This window comes from Cognatilysobacter terrigena, assembly GCF_004361065.1.
Lineage (GTDB): Bacteria > Pseudomonadota > Gammaproteobacteria > Xanthomonadales > Xanthomonadaceae > Cognatilysobacter > Cognatilysobacter terrigena.
In genome coordinates, this window is sequence record NZ_SELT01000026.1 from 22144 (window position 1) to 38302 (window position 16159).

The window sequence follows — 16159 nt, forward strand, 5'->3', positions numbered from 1 at the left end:
GGCCGCTGCGTCGAGCCAAACCCAACGCCGGTCAGGACGCCCGCGCCGTGAAGTATTCGCCGTCCGCGTCCTCGGCGAGCGCACACAACGCGAGCTCGTCGAGCGCGCGGAGTGCCTGCAACGAGCCTGCCGCCGTCAGGTCCGTGGCGTAGAGCTCCAGGCCGTCACCGCGGTCGTGCAGCGCGCGGCTACCGGGTAGCCAGGAGGCGTGGAACGCCTCGCAGTCGAGGCCTGCGCTTCTGGCGGCGGCGCTGCAGGCGTCCTCCGCACGTTGCGCTTCGAACACGCCAAGGACCCGCCATTGCGTGGGCTCTTGAACAAACCATCGACGCGGGCGGGGAAGATTCATCGAGGTGGATTTCAGGGGGAGGATCACGCTACCACCCGGAGCCGCCACGGGTTCGCAGGCGAATTCGAAGCCGAGAGTGCGCACCGATCAAGGGGATCCATAGTGCCGGCTCAGCTTGATCGCTGTGCTGGAGCTGACCACGTCTGTTCTACGTCGGTGGTTATGCGGCAGAACTCGCCACGCCGCCGCAGCACGGCTTTTCGTCCTGGATCGGCGGGCACGGCACCGTTCCGTACGAGCAGTAGACACAGCAGTCGCCAGCTTTGGGGCTCAGCACTTGCCCACAGGCTGTGCACTCGTAGAAGAACTGGCACGCGGTGGTCGGCATCACCTCGACCGCGGCATGGCTGCAGTGCGGACAGGTGATTTGGCTTTCGAGTACGACCTCAGCCACCGGACTTTCTCGCCTTGGCAGGGAAGCCGGATGCGGTAATCGCGCGGGCCACACCCGTCTCGGACGTTCGGGCCGGATCGAACGTCACGCGCACCGTCGCCGAGGCCGGATCGACCTTTCGCGCCGTCACGCCCGGGACGTGATCCAACGCTTTCTCGACCGTGAAGCGACAGGCCGCGCAGCTGAAGTTCTGGAGGTCGAAGACGACCGTCTTTGCGGGGCTTGCCGCCGATGCGGCGGTCATCCAGAGGCCGGCAAGCAAGCCGACGAGCCATGTGCGCATGTGATGCTCCTTAGACGAACCAGCCAATGTAGTAGGGAAACAGCAACAACAAGCCAATAGCGCCGGTCGCAATCCATAGCCGGCGCCTGCGACGGCGCAGCGTGGACGGTTCGGCGCACTCCCTGTCGCTGGGGCAGCGGGACGGGGGGCCGTAGAGGTGCCAGAAGGCGGCCAACAAGCACAGTAGGGTCGCGGCGCTGAACCACGGGCGCCACACATCGAACGCCGTCAGGTTCGATATCCAGGCGCCCGAAACGCCCAACAGCACGAACATCAGGGGCAGTACGCAGCAAACCGAGGCACCCACGGCCGCCAGGCTGGCGCCAGCGACGGCAAGTACTGAGGATCTATCGCGCGGCACCTTCATGCGGCGATAGTACCCTCCGTACTCAGGTACGGAGTCAAGCGATGTCGAGCGAAAGGATGACGATTGGCCGCCTCGCGGCGGCGGCCGGCGTCAACGTGGAGACGGTGCGCTACTACCAGCGGCGCGGCCTGATGCCGGAGCCTGGGAAACCCCAAAGCGGGGTCAGGACCTATGGCTCGCCGGCATTGGCGCGCCTGCTGTTTATCCGCCGGGCGCAGCCGCTCGGCTTCAGCCTGGACGAGATACAGGAGCTGCTGGAGCTCCAGGGCGGTGGCGCCTGCAGCCGTACGCTGCAGCTCACCGAGGCCAAGCTGATCGATATCCGTCTGCGACTGGCCGAACTGCGGCGCTTGGAAAGCGAGCTCCTGAAGCTGGTCGGCGACTGTCAACGCGCTCCGAGCGCAGCTTCCTGTCCCACGCTCGACTTCCTGGACAACGCCCGCTAGCCCACCATTTGGTCGAATGGGTTGGCCGATCGACGTCGGCGCCCTGGTCAGCGTGCAGCGGAATGGCGATGCAACACGATCGGCGGACGCACCGAGAGTCAGCAGACGGTTTCCTGCGTCTGCTGAAGCCGCCACACACCGTGCTCGCGCTTGAAGAGCATGACGACGTGTCGACCGCAGGCCAGCAGGCCCACCCCCGGCCGTGACGATGGGACGGGCCCCACGAGGCCGGTTATCGTCCCGTCGACCCCGGAGATCTCCACGCGCTGCAAGACGAAGTGATTCGGAGGCAATCGCCACTGCGCGGACGCGACGACGCCGTGCTCGGGAAGCGTTGGGCCGACGGTCGAAGCCGCTCGCCTGGTGCTCACCGGGAGCGAATCGGGTAGGACGATCACGGGCGACTGTCCGAGCTCGACCAGCGCTGCTCGGATCAGGTCCGACTCGCGATCCGGGGTCGCAACGCAACCGGCGATCGCGAGCGCCATGGCTATTGGGGCGGTTGCCTTCATATGGTGCGCGGAAGTGACGCGCATCGTCGGCGGTGTTGTGCCCGACGCCATTCAGAGCGAAGCGATTTGATCGGCGACATGGTCCTTGCCCGTATAGCCGTCGACGAACGAATAGCCAGTGTGGATCCCCCAGAGTGTGCGAAAGAGGCTCTTCAAGTCATCGGAGTCGAGGTCGACCGCCTCGGCCCGAACGGCCCAGCCGTAGAGGCTTTTCATTCGCTCGAAGGCGACATCGCTGCGCGGCTCCAGGGCTGCCAGCGCGAACTGGATTTCTTCGCGCAGCACGCGTAGCTCGACCCGCAACTGCGCGAGCCAATAGTCATTGATCTCATTGGCGAGCTGGCCCCAACGCGACTGGCCGGGCGCGTGCTCGGCGTGGAAAAACGTGCGGAACCTGGCTTGGTCGAGCAGTTCTTCTGGAAGCCCCGAGGGGTAACCGCCGCCCCCGAGCATGGAAAGAAACGTCCGGATGCAGTTGAGCTTGACCTCACGCAGGGTCTCGGACAGCTGGCGGATAATCCGAGTTCGCTTCTGGTGTTCGGGCAGTCGCACGAAAAGGAAGTAGGTCGCGATCGCGGAGAAGAAGCCAACGGTCAGGTCAAAGATGATCTGGTTGCCCGTCGCGAACTGAGCCAGCAGAGGCGCCCACCCCGTTCCGCGCAAGGCCGACGGGACGGGATCGTCCGACGCTTTGAGGCCGAGCGCCACCATCAGCAACAGCAGACTGACGAGCGACACGTCGCTCCCGTTGATCTTCCGACGCCACATGCGTGGTCTCCATAGGTTTGGCCGGCGGCCGTCGCCCTTGGGAGGCGGGCGACCACTCGGCCACATTACGGCCGAGCAAGGTCGTCGAGGATCGGACAGTCCGGCCGACGGTCTCCATGGCAGCGACGCGCCAGGTCCTCAAGCGTGCGCTGCATGGCTTGCATCTCCGCAATGCGTACCGCGAGCTCGTCGGCATGGGCGCGGGCCAGGCGATTGACGTCGGCGCTCGCCCGCGCGCGATCGTTCCAAAGCGAAAGCAGGGTCTCGATCTGCTTCATGGAAAAGCCGAGGTTCCGAGCGCGTTTGATGAAACGCAGCCGGTGCACGTCGGCGTCGCTGTAGAGCCGATAGCCCGCGAACGTGCGCGCTGCTTCGGGAATCAGCCCCGTCGACTCGTAGTGGCGGATCATCTTGGCCGAGACGCCCGACAGGGCGGACGCCTCGCCGATGTTGTGCAGGCCCTGCTCGCGTGCATCGGCGAGTTCGGGACGCAGGGCTTTACGCGGCACGGGAGACCTCCGGGCGGCGCGCAGGGACGGGCTGCCAGCGGCGCAACAGTAGGGTGTTGGCGAGCACGCTCACCGAGGAAAACGCCATGGCGGCGCCGGCGAGCACGGGATTGAGCAGGCCCAGTGCCGCCAGCGGAATCCCGATGACGTTGTAGCCGAAGGCCCACGCAAGGTTCTGGTGGATCTTGCGCGTGGTGCGGCGCGAGACCGACAGCGCGTCGGCGACGAGCGCGAGGTCGCTGCGCATCAGCGTGATCGCCGCGGCGTGCATCGCGACATCCGTGCCGCTGCCCATCGCAATGCCAACGTCGCTCGCGGCCAGTGCCGGTGCGTCGTTGAGACCGTCGCCCACCATCGCAACCGTGCCACCGCCCTTCAGCGCGCGCACCACCTCGACCTTCTGCTCGGGGCGCACCGGCGCGTGCACCTCGTCGATCCCCAGGCTCCGGGCGACGGCGCGCGCGGCGCCGGCGTTGTCGCCGGAGATCATGACGGTGCGGATGCCCAGCGCGTGCAGCCGCGCGATGGCCTCGCGCGCGCCGGCGCGCGGCTCGTCGCGGAACGCGAGCAGGCCGTCGAGCTGCGGGCCGTCCACGCCCTGCGTCGCGAGCCAGGCCAGCGTGTGGCCGCGCGCCGCGAGATCCGCGGCGCGACCGGCGAGCGGCGCGACATCGACGCCCACCTCCTGCATCAGCGCTTCATTGCCGAGCCAGGCCGCGGCGGCGCCGATGCCGCCGGTGACGCCGCGCCCGGGCACGGCTTGCACGTCGGTCGCTGCGGCCACACCGGACCCGACCGCCTCCAGGACGGCGCGGGCGAGCGGATGCTCGCTGGCGGCCTGCAGCGCCGCGGCGCGTTCGAGCAGCATCGACGACGATCCTTGTACGGGCAGCGTTTCGACCAGACGCGGTCGGCCGGCCGTGAGCGTGCCGGTCTTGTCGAAGGCGACGATGTCGACGCGGTGCGCGAGCTCGAGCGCCTCGGCGTCCTTGATCAGGATCCCGGCGCGCGCGGCGACACCCGTGCCGGCCATGATCGCGGTCGGCGTGGCGAGGCCCAGGGCACACGGGCAGGCGATGACCAGCACCGCCACCGCGTTGAGCACCGCCGCGTTCCAGTCGCCGGTAAGCAGGCCCCAGGCGAGAAGGGTCAGCACCGCGAGGGCGATCACCACCGGCACGAACACCGCGCTGACGCGATCGACCGTGTGCTGGATCGGCGCCTTCTTCGCCTGCGCGTCCTCGACCAGCCGGATGATGCGCGCAAGCGCCGACTCCGCGCCCACGGCCTGGGTCTGCACGAGGACCGCGCCCTCGGCGTTGACCGCACCGCCGGTCACGCGATCGCCGATGTCCTTGGCGACCGGCAAGGATTCGCCGGTGATGAGCGACTCGTCGGCATGCGTGCGGCCCTCGAGCACGACGCCGTCGACCGGAAAGCGCTCGCCGGGCCGCACGACGACGCGGTCGCCCACGCGCACCGCATCGATCGGCACGTCGATGTCACCGTCCGCCCGCCGTACGCGTGCGGTGAAGGGTTTCAACGCCTGTAGTGCCTGGATCGCCGCGGTCGTCTGGCGCTTTGCGCGGGCCTCCAGGAACTTGCCCAGAAGAATCAGCGTGATGATGACCGCCGAGGCTTCGAAGTAGAGCGGGGCGGGACCGTGATGCGTAGCGCCGCGCACCAGGTGGTAGACGCTGAGCCCGTAGCCGGCGCTGGTGCCCAGCGCGACGAGCAGGTCCATGTTGCCGGTGCCCGCGCGCACGGCTCTCCACGCGGCGCGGTAGAAGCGGGCGCCGAGCCAGAACTGCACCGGCGTGGCGAGCGCGAACTGCAGCCAACCGGGCAGCATCCAGTGCGCGCCCACGAGCAGGCCCAGCATCGGCAGGGCGAGCGGGGCGGTGAGCAGGGCGGCGATCAGCAGGTGCTGCCGCTCGTGGCGGTCGCGCCGCACCTGCGTCGGTGCCTGCTGCGCGTCCGCCGCGGGCGCCGTCGCGGTGTAGCCCGCGCCCGCGACCGCGTCGATCAGTGCATTCAGCGGCACCTCGCCTGCGGTGCGCATGCGGGCGCGCTCGGTTGCAAGGTTCACGCTCGCCTCCATGACGCCGGGCACCTTCCGCAGCGCCCGCTCGACGCGCCCCACGCACGACGCGCAGGTCATGCCGCCGATGGCGAGCTCGAGTTCGTTGGTCGCGATCCGGTAGCCCGCGTCCTCGACGGCTTGGCGGATCGATGCGAGGTCCGGCATGGCGTCGGCGCGCAGCTCGGCCGTTTCGGTCGCAAGGTTGACGCTCGCGTCCTCGACGCCGGGCAGGCGCTTGAGGGCGCGCTCGACGCGGCCGACGCACGAGGCGCAGGTCATTCCTTCGATCGGGACGCGAAGCGTGTGGGCGGCAGTCAAGGCAGCGCTCATGGGGTCGGCCTGGCAGGTGGGAGCATCGAGGCTCAGGCTTGCCATGATGGTAAGGTCAAGCCGCACCGCTCAGCGTGCAGCTGCCTCAGTCGGGCGGGCGCAACCGCCGGTCGAGTTGACCTACCTGATGCAGGCCGCCCCCATGCATCGACTGGCGGCCGTCCTCGGAGGCGGTTGCCGCAACGGTGTCATCAATCCGCGTCCGCCTGTTGGACCACGATGGCGGTGCGGATACGTTGCGGACGCCGTTTCCGACGTCCGCGTCAACCCCTCTCCCTGTTTTGCATTCCATGCTTGATCGGACTGGGAACCGCGCTTGGTCGTCGATCGACGCTTGGGGCCTGTCCTAGAGGCGGGAGCCAATTCGAGTCGCGCATGCCCTCAGCAGACCCGACGCCCGGCATCGTCAATCACGACTTCGCCATCCTCCTTGGCGAAGGGCCGGGTGACGGGCGGCAGCAGGTCGAGCACGAGTTCGGACGGGCGACACAGGCGAATGCCCTTGGGCGTCTGCACGAACGGCCGATTGATGAGGATGGGCTCGGCGAGCATGGCGTCGAGCAATGCGTCGTCGCTGTGCGTGGGGTCGTCGAGCCCACGTTCCAGATAAGGCGTGCCTTTCTGGCGGATCGCGTCTCGCACCGACAAGCCGGCGCCTGCAATCAGCTCCATCAGGCGCTCCCGCGATGGCGGATGCTGGAGGTATTCGATGATCGTCGGCTCGATGCCCGCGTGGCGAACCAAGGCCAGCGTATTGCGAGAGGTGCCGCACGCGGGGTTGTGGTAGATCAGGGCATCCATGGCATCCCTCAGCAGGGGGGGCAGCATGCGCGCTGCGCGACGGGCAGGCTGGTGTCTACCGGCGTGTGCGGCGTGTGCGGCGGGGCAGCGACCGCGCCCGAAGCGTTCGCCAATGCGCCTACGGCCAGATCGCCCTTGCGTTCGCTGTAGCGGCTCGTCAGGTAGTCGCTGCGATCGCGCACCATCAGGGTGAACTTGACCAGCTCCTCCATGACGTCGACGACGCGCTCGTAGTAGGCCGAGGGCCTCATGCGCCCGCTGTCATCAAACTCCTGCCAGGCCTTGGGTACGGACGACTGGTTGGGGATGGTCACCATGCGCATCCAGCGACCCAGCAGGCGCAGTGCGTTGACCACGTTGAACGATTGCGAGCCGCCGCAGACCTGCATCACCGCCAGCGTGCGGCCCTGCGTGGGACGCATGCCGCCGTCTTCCAGCGGCAGCCAATCGATCTGGTTTTTGAACACCGCGGTCAGGGTGCCGTGGCGCTCCGGACTCACCCAGACCTGACCCTCTGACCACTGCGAGAGGCCGCGCAGTTCCTGCACCTTCGGGTGGTCGGCACCGACGCTGTCGAGCAGCGGCAGGTCGTGCGGATCGAACACGCGGGTCTCCGCGCCGAAGTGCTGCAGCAACCGCTCGGCCTCGAGTGCCAGCTTGCGGCTGTAGGACTGGGGGCGCAGAGAACCGTAGAGGATCAGGATGCGCGGCGGATGGCCGTCGCCGTCCAGGCCGAGCTTGTCCAGGAGCGGGGTGTCGAGCGCCGCGAGCGTCACATGGGGCAATGATTCTGGGGTCATGGAGGCTTGCTACGCTTTGTGAGTTCCAATATTCTAGAAAAATGGAAATCAAAGACGCAACCCTCGCCTTGGCGGCGCTCGGCCAGGCCACACGGCTTTCGGTGTTTCGGGTGCTCGTCGAGGCGGGTCCAGAGGGCCGAATGGCCGGCGATATCGCCGACGCGCTGTCACTGCCGGGTGCCACGCTCTCATTCCACCTCAAGGAACTCAGCGCCGCCGGGCTCATCCAGGGCGAACAGCGCGGCCGCTTCATTTGCTACCGCGCCGACTTCGACGCGATGAACGATCTCATCGCCTTCCTCACCCGGAACTGCTGCGGTGGTCGGCCCGAGGCCGCGTGCGTGCCTGCGGCCAAGCGGGCGGGCGGAAAGACGACGAAGAAGGTTCGCGCATGAACGACGACACCGGCGCGGCGCGTCGGGCCGATCTATCTCGGCGCATGGGCGGCTTCGAGCGCCATCTGACGTTGTGGGTCGCGCTGTGCATCGCAGTGGGCACCGGTTTGGGCTACCTGTTTTCCGGCGGCTTTGCTGCACTGGGCGCAATCGAGGTGGCCCAGGTCAACCTGCCGGTCGCCGTGCTGATCTGGCTCATGATCATCCCGATGCTGCTCAAGATTGATTTCGGCGCGATGCGCCAGATCGGGCGGCATTGGAAGGGAATCGGCGTAACGGTGTTCATCAACTGGGCGATCAATCCGTTCTCGATGGCGCTGCTGGCCTGGCTGTTCATTCGCCACGTGTTCGGGCCTGTGCTGCCTGCCGATCAGCACGATGCCTATGTGGCCGGCCTGATCCTGCTCGCAGCGGCTCCGTGTACGGCCATGGTGTTCGTGTGGAGCAATCTTTGCGACGGGGAACCTCAATTCACGCTGAGCCAAGTGGCAATCAACGATCTGATCATGGTGGTCGCCTTCGCCCCGATCGTGGGTCTGCTGCTCGGCATTTCGTCGATCACCGTGCCATGGGCGACGCTGCTGCTCTCGGTGGGCCTCTACATCGTCGTCCCTGTAGTCGCCGCGGCGCTCATTCGCCGTGCGGTGCTGGCTAGTCGCGGGGAGACCGCGCTCGCGCGTTTGCTGCAGCGACTGGGCCCGGTCTCCCTGAGTGCATTGCTGGCAACGCTCGTGCTTCTGTTCGGCTTTCAGGGTCGGGAGATCGTTGAGCAGCCGCTGATCATCGCGATGCTCGCGGTGCCGATTCTTATCCAGGTCTATTTCAACGCAGGCCTTGCGTACTGGCTTAACCGACGCCTGGGCGTGGCGCACTGTGTCGCTGGGCCGTCGGCGCTGATCGGCGCGAGCAACTTCTTCGAGCTCGCCGTCGCGACCGCCGTCGCCGTCTTCGGTGTTCGATCGGGGGCCGCTCTGGCGACCGTTGTCGGTGTGCTGGTCGAGGTGCCGGTGATGCTGTCAGTTGTTCGCATCGTCAACCGTTCGAAGCACTGGTACGAGGCAGGCGCCGGCGACACGCGCTCTGGATCCAACTTCAACTAGGAAAACGTCATGGCAATTCGAGTGGGCATCAACGGCTTCGGCCGGATGGGCCGCCTGACCCTGCGCGCTGCATGGGGCCAGCCGGACCTTGAGTTCGTCCAGATCAACGATCCCGCCGGCGACGCGGCCACGTTTGCGCACCTGCTCAACTTCGACTCGGTGCACGGGCGTTGGACGCACGAGGCCACCGCGGAGGGCGAGGACCTGCTGATTGATGGCGTGCGCATCCCCCTGGCGCGCAACAAGGAACTCGCCGCTACCGACTGGTCCGCCTGCGACGTCGTGATCGAGGCGTCGGGCAAGTTCAGGAAGCCCGACGTCTTGCAGCCCTACCTCGACCAAGGCGTCAAGCGCGTCGTGGTGACGGCCCCGGTGAAGACCGAGGGCGTGCTGGACGTGGTCATGGGCGTGAATCATGACCGCTTCGATCCGACGCGACACCGCATCGTGTCGGCGGCGTCGTGCACCACCAATTGCCTGGCGCCAGTGGTCAAGGTCATCCACGAAGGCCTTGGCATCCGCCATGGAAGCCTGACCACGATCCATTGCCTGACCAACACGCAGGTCATCGTGGATGCGCCGCACAAGGACCTGCGCCGCGCCCGCGCCTGTGGCGAGAGCCTGATTCCAACCTCGACCGGTTCGGCGACGGCGATCGCCGAGATCTTTCCGGAACTCAAGGGCCGCCTCAATGGACACGCCGTGCGGGTACCGCTGGTCGTGGCGTCTCTCACTGACTGCGTGTTCGAGGTCGAGCGTGCCACCAGCGTCGAGGAGGTCAACAACCTGCTGCGCGCAGCCACCGAAGGCCCGCTCAAGGGCGTGCTCGGTTACGAAACCCGACCGCTCGTGTCGATCGATTACCGCACCGATCCGCGCTCGAGCATCGTCGACGCCCTGTCGACCATGGTCGTGAACGGAACGCAGGTGAAGATCTACGCGTGGTACGACAACGAATGGGGTTACGTGAATCGCACGGCCGAGCTCGTGCGTCTGGTCGGCGCGACGGAGGGCTGATCATGATTGCGCGCCTATCCGTCGATGTTCGCCAGTACCTGCTGATCACCGGCAACTACTGGGCATTTACCCTGACGGACGGCGCGCTTCGCATGCTGGTGGTGCTGCACTTCCACCAGCTCGGCTATTCGCCGCTGCAGGTCGCGATGCTGTTTCTCTTTTACGAGATCTTCGGCGTTGTCACCAACCTGGTCGGCGGGTGGCTCGGCGCACGTATCGGCCTCAACCGGACGATGAACATCGGTCTGGCCCTGCAGGGCATCGCGCTCTCGATGCTGATGGTGCCCGCGGCGGGGCTGACCGTCGCATGGGTCATGGCGGCGCAGGCGCTGTCTGGCATCGCCAAAGATCTCAACAAGATGAGCGCGAAGAGCAGCATCAAGCTGCTGGTGCCCAGTGGCCGCGAAGGCATGCTCTATCGCTGGGTGGCGGCGCTCACCGGCTCGAAGAACGCGCTGAAAGGCGTGGGCTTCTTCCTGGGCGGCGCGCTCTTGAGCACCGTCGGGTTCCGCAGCGCCGTCGGCGCGATGGCCGCGGCGGTGCTGCTGGTCTGGATCGGCAGCTTGGCGCTGCTAAAGCGTGACCTGGGCAAAGCGAAAGCGAAGCCGAAATTCCGCGACCTGCTCTCCAAGAGCGAAGCGATCAACGTCCTGTCGGCCGCCCGCATGTTCCTGTTCGGCGCCCGCGATATCTGGTTCGTCGTGGCACTCCCGGTTTTTCTGGCGCAAGCGCTGGGCTGGGACTTCTGGCAGGTGGGCGGCTTCCTCGCCGCCTGGGTGATCGGCTACGGGATCGTGCAGTCGCTCGCGCCCTACATCACAGGACGCAAGCACGGTGGCGTCCCCAGGCCGGCGACGGCGTGGAAATGGGCTGCGTGGCTGTCGATCGTGCCGGCCGCCATGGCGTGGCTCCTTCGCGTAGGTGTAAGCCCGGCCCCCGTGCTCATGGTCGGATTGGCACTGTTCGGATTGCTGTTCGCCGTGAACTCATCACTGCACAGCTATCTGATCGTGGCCTACGCTGAGCGCGACGGGGTGTCGTTGGATGTCGGCTTCTACTACATGGCCAACGCGTTAGGCCGACTGATGGGCACGGTGCTGTCGGGTTGGGTGTTCCAGCGGTGGGGACTGGCGGCATGCCTGGCGTTTTCGGCGTTGTTCGCGACGCTGGCGGCCGCGGTGTCGTTTCGGCTACCTGGGTCCGCGCAACCGACTCAAGGCTGATGCGGTCTATCGGACACTTGCTTCGGGAAGCAGCGCGCAGTCGGTGTCGGCGGGCTCGGTCGCGTGTGATCGGGCACTGAACGAAGCCCGGAGCCGGCGGTGCGATGGCTTGACCTTGCCACGTGGGAACGCGCGAAGCTCGCTGCAGCCACACACTGGAGCACTGCAATGAAGTTGAACGTCAACGGCATGACCTGCGGCCACTGTCAGCGGGCGATCGAGCGGGCGGTGGCCGCGCTTGGCGGTACTGCGCGGGTCGACCTGGCCGCCGGTACGGTCGAGGTCACAGGCGTCGACGACCGCGCATCAGCGGTCGCCGCGATCGAGCACGAAGGCTATCGCGTGGTCGACGCCGCGCCGGCCGCCCCGGGCGGCTGCTGCAAGCCGCGCGCGGCCTGAGCGACCGGGACCCGGCGCCGGGTTTGGACCCGGGTCCAGAGTTCACCCTTGTTGAACATGAACCATTGAAGTTCGCGTTAGAGTAGGCCCGTGACCCTTTTCCCGCTGCTGCTGCGCATCGTCTTGTGCATAAGCCTGATCGCCAATGGCGCAGGTGTCGCACAGGCGTCGGCGCGCATGCAGTTCGAGCACGCGGCGCACGCGGCGGTCACGCCGGTGCAGGCTGCAGCTGTGCCTGCGGCCGCGGCAGACCCATCAAGCGTTCCGCCGTGCCATCGGCATGCGGTCACAGCGTCGGCCGTGCCTTCAGCGCCTGCCGTCCATGCGGTCGCGCACGTTGAGCCCGGCAAGGCCGTACCTGCGGCGCCGTCGGGCAAGAAGGGCGACCCGGATTGCTGCAAGGGCAAGACGTGCACGTGCGCCTGCGCGCACGCGTCGTGTGCGACGACGGTGTCGCTGATCACCCACGTAGTTCCCACGCATGACGTGCGTGTGCCGGCGCTCGCGGTCGATCATTCGCAGCCGCGCCTGCCCCATCTGATCCGACCTCCGATCGGCTAAGCGACCCCGCGCGCCCCCCGGGCGCGCGCGGCATGCCTGGGCATGCCTGATCCGCTGTTTCAGCGGCCTGTCGCTCGATCCGGAGTTCTCCATGACATCCCCGTTTTCCACCCGCGATGCGGGTGCGCCGTTGCTGTCGCGACGGCGGTTCGTCCAAGGCCTGGCCTTGGGCGGTGCGGCCCTCGCGGTCGGCGTGCCGCGCGGCTTCGCGGCGACGCGCTCCGCGGTGGGCAATCCCCACGTGCTTTCGGGCACCGATTTCGACCTCTCCATCGGCGAGATGCCGGTCAATTTCACTGGCGCCACGCGCCCGGCGGTCGTGGTCAACGGCTCGCTGCCGGCGCCGTTGCTGCGCTGGAAGCAGGGCACCACCGTCAACCTGCGCGTGCGCAATGCGCTGCCGCCGGGCTCGATCCACGGCCACGAGACCTCGATCCATTGGCACGGGATGATCCTGCCCGCGAACATGGACGGCGTACCGGGCCTGAGCTTCGACGGCATCCACCGCGGCGAGGCCTACCAGTACCGCTTCGACGTGCAGCAGCACGGCACGTACTGGTACCACAGCCATTCCGCGTTCCAGGAACAGGCTGGACTCTACGGGCCGATCGTGATCGACGCGGCCGAGCCCGAGCCGTTTTCGTATCAACGCGACTACGTCGTGATGCTGACCGACTGGACGGATCTCAATCCCGAACAGTTGATGCGCCGCCTCAAGAAAATGGCGGACTACGACAACCTCTACAAGCGCACGGTCGGCGACTTCTTCCGCGACGCGCAGAAGCAGGGTCTGGGCGCCACGGTGCAGGATCGGAAGATGTGGGGGCAGATGCGCATGACGCCGACCGACATCTCGGACGTCAACGCCAATACCTACACCTACCTCATGAACGGCACCACGGGCCTCGGCAACTGGACTGGGCTGTTCAAGTCAGGCGAGAAGGTGCGCCTTCGCTTCATCAACGGCTCGTCGATGACGTACTTCGACGTGCGCATCCCGGGCCTGAAGATGACGGTGGTGGCGGTGGACGGCAATTACGTCCATCCCGTCACGATCGACGAGTTCCGCATCGCGACCGCCGAAACGATCGACGTGATCGTCGAGCCCGCCGGGCAGGACGCGTTCACGATCTTCGCGCAGGACTCGGGCCGCACGGGCTTCGTGTCGGGCACCCTCACGGTGCGCGAAGGCCTGCGGGCACCCATCCCGAAGCTCGATCCGCGGCCGATCCTCACCATGCAGGACATGGGCATGGCCGGCCACGGCGGCCATGACATGGGCGCCATGGGCGGCATGTCCGGCGGGGACGCGATGCCGGGCATGGCCGGCATGGACCACAGCGCGCATGGCGCAGCGCCCGCCGCGCCTGCCGCGACGGACGGCGCGATGGCGGGCATGGACCACGGCTCGATGGCCGGCATGAGCGGGATGGCGGGCATGGCAGGGATGAGCGCGATGCCCAAGCATCCGGCCACCGAGAACGGCAATCCGCTGGTGGACAACCAGGCGATGACGCCGACCTCGCGCCTGACCGATCCCGGCAACGGCATGGGCACGGATGGCCGCAAGGCGTTGAGTTACTCGATGCTGCGCAGCCTGTTCAATGACCCCGACGGTCGCGAGCCCGGCCGCGAACTCGAGATGCACCTCACCGGGCACATGGAGAAGTTCGCCTGGTCGTTCAACGGCGTGAAGTTCTCCGACTCCGGCCCGATCAAGCTCAACTACGGCGAGCGCCTGCGGATCGTGCTGGTCAACGACACGATGATGAGCCACCCGATCCACCTGCACGGCATGTGGAGCGATCTGGAGAACGATGCGGGCGAGTTCCAGGTCCGCAAGCACACCATCGACATGCAGCCGGGCAGCCGGCGCACGTATCGCGTGCGCGCCGATGCGCTGGGGCGGTGGGCCTATCACTGCCACCTGCTCTACCACATGGAATCGGGAATGATGCGCTCGGTGGAGGTGCACGAATGAACCGCTTCTCCACGATGACGCTCGCCATTGCGGTGGCGATTGCCGCGACGCCGGCCTGGGCCCAGCACCAGGGTCATGACATGAGCTCGATGCCGGGCATGGTGATGCCCAAGCCCGCGCCGGCCCCTGCAAAGAAGCCGGCCGCAAAGCCTGCGGTGAAACCTGCTGCGAAACCCGCATCCAAGCCCGCCGCAAAATCCGCTGCGAAGCCCAAGCCTGCGGCAACCATGGCGGGCGTGGACCACAGCGGAATGGCCGGGATGGACCACGCGGCGATGGGGCACACGATGCCAGCCCCGAAACCTGGAGCGACGAAGCCCAAGCCAAAGCCCGCGGCGGCCAAGCCGGCGCCCAGGCCCACCAAGGCCGCGACGTCACCGGCGCCAATGGATCACTCGAAGATGGCCATGCCCGCCGCACCGACGGCGAGCGGGGCCGGCATGTCGGGGATGGATCACAGCGGCATGGACATGTCCGGCATGGACCACGGCGCCGCGACGAAACCGGCGCCCCCGGCAACGCCTGCAACACCCGCGAAGGGCGAGGCGGCGATGTCGGGCATGGACCACAGCGCCATGGACATGTCGGGCATGGACCACGGCGCGATGGCGATGCCACCGGGCCAGACTGAACCTGCCAAGGCTGATGCAGACATGTCGGGGATGGATCACTCGACGATGGACATGTCGGGCATGGACCACAGCGGCATGGACATGTCCGGCATGGACCACGGCGCCGCGACGAAACCGGCGCCCCCGGCAACGCCTGCAACACCCGCGAAGGGCGAGGCGGCGATGTCGGGCATGGACCACAGCGCCATGGACATGTCGGGCATGGACCACGGCGCGATGGCGATGCCACCGGGCCAGACTGAACCTGCCAAGGCTGATGCAGACATGTCGGGGATGGATCACTCGACGATGGACATGTCGGGCATGGACCACAGCGGCATGGACATGTCCGGCATGGACCACGGCGCCGCGACGAAACCGGCGCCCCCGGCAACGCCTGCAACACCCGCGAAGGGCGAGGCGGCGATGTCGGGCATGGACCACAGCGCCATGGACATGTCGGGCATGGACCACGGCGCGATGGCGATGCCACCGGGCCAGACTGAACCTGCCAAGGCTGATGCAGACATGTCGGGGATGGATCACTCGACGATGGACATGTCGGGCATGGACCACAGCGGCATGGACATGTCCGGCATGGACCACGGCGCCGCGACGAAACCGGCGCCCCCGGCAACGCCTGCAACACCCGCGAAGGGCGAGGCGGCGATGTCGGGCATGGACCACAGCGCCATGGACATGTCGGGCATGGACCACGGCGCGATGGCGATGCCACCGGGCCAGACTGAACCTGCCAAGGCTGATGCAGACATGTCGGGGATGGATCACTCGACGATGGACATGTCGGGCATGGACCACAGCGGCATGGACATGTCCGGCATGGACCACGGCGCCGCGACGAAACCGGCGCCCCCGGCAACGCCTGCAACACCCGCGAAGGGCGAGGCGGCGATGTCGGGCATGGACCACAGCGCCATGGACATGTCGGGCATGGACCACGGCGCGATGGCGATGCCACCGGGCCAGACTGAACCTGCCAAGGCTGATGCAGACATGTCGGGGATGGATCACTCGACGATGGACATGTCGGGCATGGACCACAGCGGCATGGACATGTCCGGCATGGACCACGGCGCCGCGACGAAACCGGCGCCCCCGGCAACGCCTGCAACACCCGCGAAGGGCGAGGCGGCGATGTCGGGCATGGACCACAGCGCCATGGACATGTCGGGCATGGACCACGGCGCGATGGCGATGCCACCGGGCCAG

The 16159-nt window shown here is 67.2% G+C and carries 18 protein-coding genes and 1 pseudogene; 9 read left to right on the forward strand and 10 right to left on the reverse strand.

From position 1 onward, the window contains the following. Window positions 1–31 precede the first annotated feature (31 nt). The 4 genes from EVS83_RS13125 to EVS83_RS13140 all read right to left on the reverse strand — a co-directional run bounded on the left by EVS83_RS13125 (window position 32) and on the right by EVS83_RS13140 (window position 1393). Window positions 32–349, reverse strand: a complete 318-nt coding sequence (locus EVS83_RS13125; RefSeq protein ID WP_133501493.1) for a hypothetical protein — start codon at window positions 347–349, stop codon at window positions 32–34. Window positions 350–509: 160 nt separating this feature from the next. After that, window positions 510–797, reverse strand: coding sequence for a GDCCVxC domain-containing (seleno)protein (locus EVS83_RS16100; protein ID WP_484030421.1), 288 nt, complete (start codon window positions 795–797; stop codon window positions 510–512). Then, on the reverse strand, window positions 736–1026 hold the full coding sequence (locus EVS83_RS13135; RefSeq protein ID WP_246022956.1) for a heavy-metal-associated domain-containing protein: 291 nt from the start codon (window positions 1024–1026) through the stop codon (window positions 736–738). The genes EVS83_RS16100 and EVS83_RS13135 overlap by 62 nt, the downstream gene beginning before the upstream one ends. Before the next feature lie 10 nt (window positions 1027–1036). Next, window positions 1037–1393, reverse strand: a complete 357-nt coding sequence (locus EVS83_RS13140) for a mercuric transporter MerT family protein (RefSeq protein ID WP_133501495.1) — start codon at window positions 1391–1393, stop codon at window positions 1037–1039. 41 nt (window positions 1394–1434) lie between these two features. Here EVS83_RS13140 and EVS83_RS13145 point away from each other — a divergent pair, with 41 nt between their 5' ends. Beyond that, window positions 1435–1839, forward strand: a complete 405-nt coding sequence (locus tag EVS83_RS13145) for a MerR family transcriptional regulator (protein WP_133501496.1) — start codon at window positions 1435–1437, stop codon at window positions 1837–1839. Between the two features lie 98 nt (window positions 1840–1937). Here the strand turns inward: EVS83_RS13145 and EVS83_RS13150 are convergent, their stop codons facing one another. The 6 genes from EVS83_RS13150 to arsH form a co-directional block, all read right to left on the reverse strand. Continuing rightward, window positions 1938–2351, reverse strand: coding sequence for a hypothetical protein (locus tag EVS83_RS13150; protein ID WP_208108745.1), 414 nt, complete (start codon window positions 2349–2351; stop codon window positions 1938–1940). A gap of 51 nt (window positions 2352–2402) precedes the next feature. Further along, complete coding sequence (locus EVS83_RS13155) at window positions 2403–3119, reverse strand: hypothetical protein (RefSeq protein ID WP_133501498.1); 717 nt, start codon at window positions 3117–3119, stop codon at window positions 2403–2405. 65 nt (window positions 3120–3184) lie between these two features. Next, on the reverse strand, window positions 3185–3628 hold the full coding sequence (gene cueR, locus EVS83_RS13160) for a Cu(I)-responsive transcriptional regulator (RefSeq protein ID WP_133501499.1): 444 nt from the start codon (window positions 3626–3628) through the stop codon (window positions 3185–3187). Continuing rightward, the gene (locus EVS83_RS13165; protein WP_208108746.1) at window positions 3618–6041 is read right to left on the reverse strand and encodes a heavy metal translocating P-type ATPase; all 2424 of its coding nucleotides are present in this window, start codon (window positions 6039–6041) and stop codon (window positions 3618–3620) included. Before EVS83_RS13165 ends, cueR begins: the two co-directional genes overlap by 11 nt. Window positions 6042–6422: 381 nt before the next feature. Continuing rightward, on the reverse strand, window positions 6423–6842 hold the full coding sequence (arsC, locus tag EVS83_RS13170) for an arsenate reductase (glutaredoxin) (RefSeq protein WP_133501500.1): 420 nt from the start codon (window positions 6840–6842) through the stop codon (window positions 6423–6425). Between the two features lie 8 nt (window positions 6843–6850). Continuing rightward, window positions 6851–7642, reverse strand: coding sequence for an arsenical resistance protein ArsH (gene arsH / locus EVS83_RS13175; RefSeq protein WP_133501501.1), 792 nt, complete (start codon window positions 7640–7642; stop codon window positions 6851–6853). 41 nt (window positions 7643–7683) lie between these two features. Between arsH and EVS83_RS13180 the strand changes: the two genes are divergently transcribed. From EVS83_RS13180 to EVS83_RS15920, 8 genes and pseudogenes are all read left to right on the forward strand, one after another. Continuing rightward, window positions 7684–8037: an ArsR/SmtB family transcription factor gene (locus EVS83_RS13180; RefSeq protein ID WP_133501502.1), complete on the forward strand. Its 354-nt coding sequence runs from the start codon at window positions 7684–7686 to the stop codon at window positions 8035–8037. Between the two features lie 44 nt (window positions 8038–8081). Then, entirely contained in the window at window positions 8082–9137 is a 1056-nt protein-coding gene (gene arsB / locus EVS83_RS13185) for an ACR3 family arsenite efflux transporter (protein WP_208108748.1), read from the forward strand. A gap of 9 nt (window positions 9138–9146) precedes the next feature. Beyond that, on the forward strand, window positions 9147–10154 hold the full coding sequence (locus tag EVS83_RS13190) for an ArsJ-associated glyceraldehyde-3-phosphate dehydrogenase (protein WP_133501504.1): 1008 nt from the start codon (window positions 9147–9149) through the stop codon (window positions 10152–10154). A gap of 2 nt (window positions 10155–10156) precedes the next feature. Then, a complete protein-coding gene (gene arsJ / locus EVS83_RS13195; protein ID WP_208108747.1) occupies window positions 10157–11377 on the forward strand; it encodes an organoarsenical effux MFS transporter ArsJ in 1221 nt (406 codons plus the stop codon). Window positions 11378–11545: 168 nt separating this feature from the next. After that, window positions 11546–11776 (forward strand): cation transporter, encoded by a 231-nt coding sequence (locus tag EVS83_RS13200; RefSeq protein WP_133501505.1) that lies wholly within the window; start codon window positions 11546–11548, stop codon window positions 11774–11776. A 90-nt stretch (window positions 11777–11866) separates the two neighbouring features. After that, window positions 11867–12337 carry a CopL family metal-binding regulatory protein gene (locus tag EVS83_RS13205; protein WP_133501506.1) on the forward strand — a complete coding sequence of 157 codons (471 nt, stop codon included), beginning with the start codon at window positions 11867–11869 and terminating at the stop codon, window positions 12335–12337. Window positions 12338–12428: 91 nt separating this feature from the next. Then, entirely contained in the window at window positions 12429–14318 is a 1890-nt protein-coding gene (locus EVS83_RS13210) for a copper resistance system multicopper oxidase (protein ID WP_133501507.1), read from the forward strand. Then, window positions 14315–16159: pseudogene (locus tag EVS83_RS15920) on the forward strand (hypothetical protein); the annotation flags it as partial. The gene EVS83_RS13210 and the pseudogene EVS83_RS15920, both read left to right, overlap by 4 nt.

Excerpts from the sequence above, each read along its gene's own strand:
- EVS83_RS13125 (WP_133501493.1), bottom strand. The coding sequence starts at position 349 with ATGAATCTTCCCCGCCCGCGTCGATGGTTTGTTCAAGAGCCCACGCAA.
- EVS83_RS13135 (WP_246022956.1), bottom strand. The coding sequence starts at position 1,026 with ATGCGCACATGGCTCGTCGGCTTGCTTGCCGGCCTCTGGATGACCGCC.
- EVS83_RS13140 (WP_133501495.1), bottom strand. The coding sequence starts at position 1,393 with ATGAAGGTGCCGCGCGATAGATCCTCAGTACTTGCCGTCGCTGGCGCC.
- EVS83_RS13145 (WP_133501496.1), top strand. The coding sequence starts at position 1,435 with ATGTCGAGCGAAAGGATGACGATTGGCCGCCTCGCGGCGGCGGCCGGC.
- EVS83_RS13150 (WP_208108745.1), bottom strand. The coding sequence starts at position 2,351 with ATGAAGGCAACCGCCCCAATAGCCATGGCGCTCGCGATCGCCGGTTGC.
- EVS83_RS13155 (WP_133501498.1), bottom strand. The coding sequence starts at position 3,119 with ATGTGGCGTCGGAAGATCAACGGGAGCGACGTGTCGCTCGTCAGTCTG.
- EVS83_RS13165 (WP_208108746.1), bottom strand. The coding sequence starts at position 6,041 with ATGAGCGCTGCCTTGACTGCCGCCCACACGCTTCGCGTCCCGATCGAA.
- arsC (WP_133501500.1), bottom strand. The coding sequence starts at position 6,842 with ATGGATGCCCTGATCTACCACAACCCCGCGTGCGGCACCTCTCGCAAT.
- arsH (WP_133501501.1), bottom strand. The coding sequence starts at position 7,642 with ATGACCCCAGAATCATTGCCCCATGTGACGCTCGCGGCGCTCGACACC.
- EVS83_RS13180 (WP_133501502.1), top strand. The coding sequence starts at position 7,684 with ATGGAAATCAAAGACGCAACCCTCGCCTTGGCGGCGCTCGGCCAGGCC.
- arsB (WP_208108748.1), top strand. The coding sequence starts at position 8,082 with ATGGGCGGCTTCGAGCGCCATCTGACGTTGTGGGTCGCGCTGTGCATC.
- EVS83_RS13190 (WP_133501504.1), top strand. The coding sequence starts at position 9,147 with ATGGCAATTCGAGTGGGCATCAACGGCTTCGGCCGGATGGGCCGCCTG.
- arsJ (WP_208108747.1), top strand. The coding sequence starts at position 10,157 with ATGATTGCGCGCCTATCCGTCGATGTTCGCCAGTACCTGCTGATCACC.
- EVS83_RS13200 (WP_133501505.1), top strand. The coding sequence starts at position 11,546 with ATGAAGTTGAACGTCAACGGCATGACCTGCGGCCACTGTCAGCGGGCG.
- EVS83_RS13210 (WP_133501507.1), top strand. The coding sequence starts at position 12,429 with ATGACATCCCCGTTTTCCACCCGCGATGCGGGTGCGCCGTTGCTGTCG.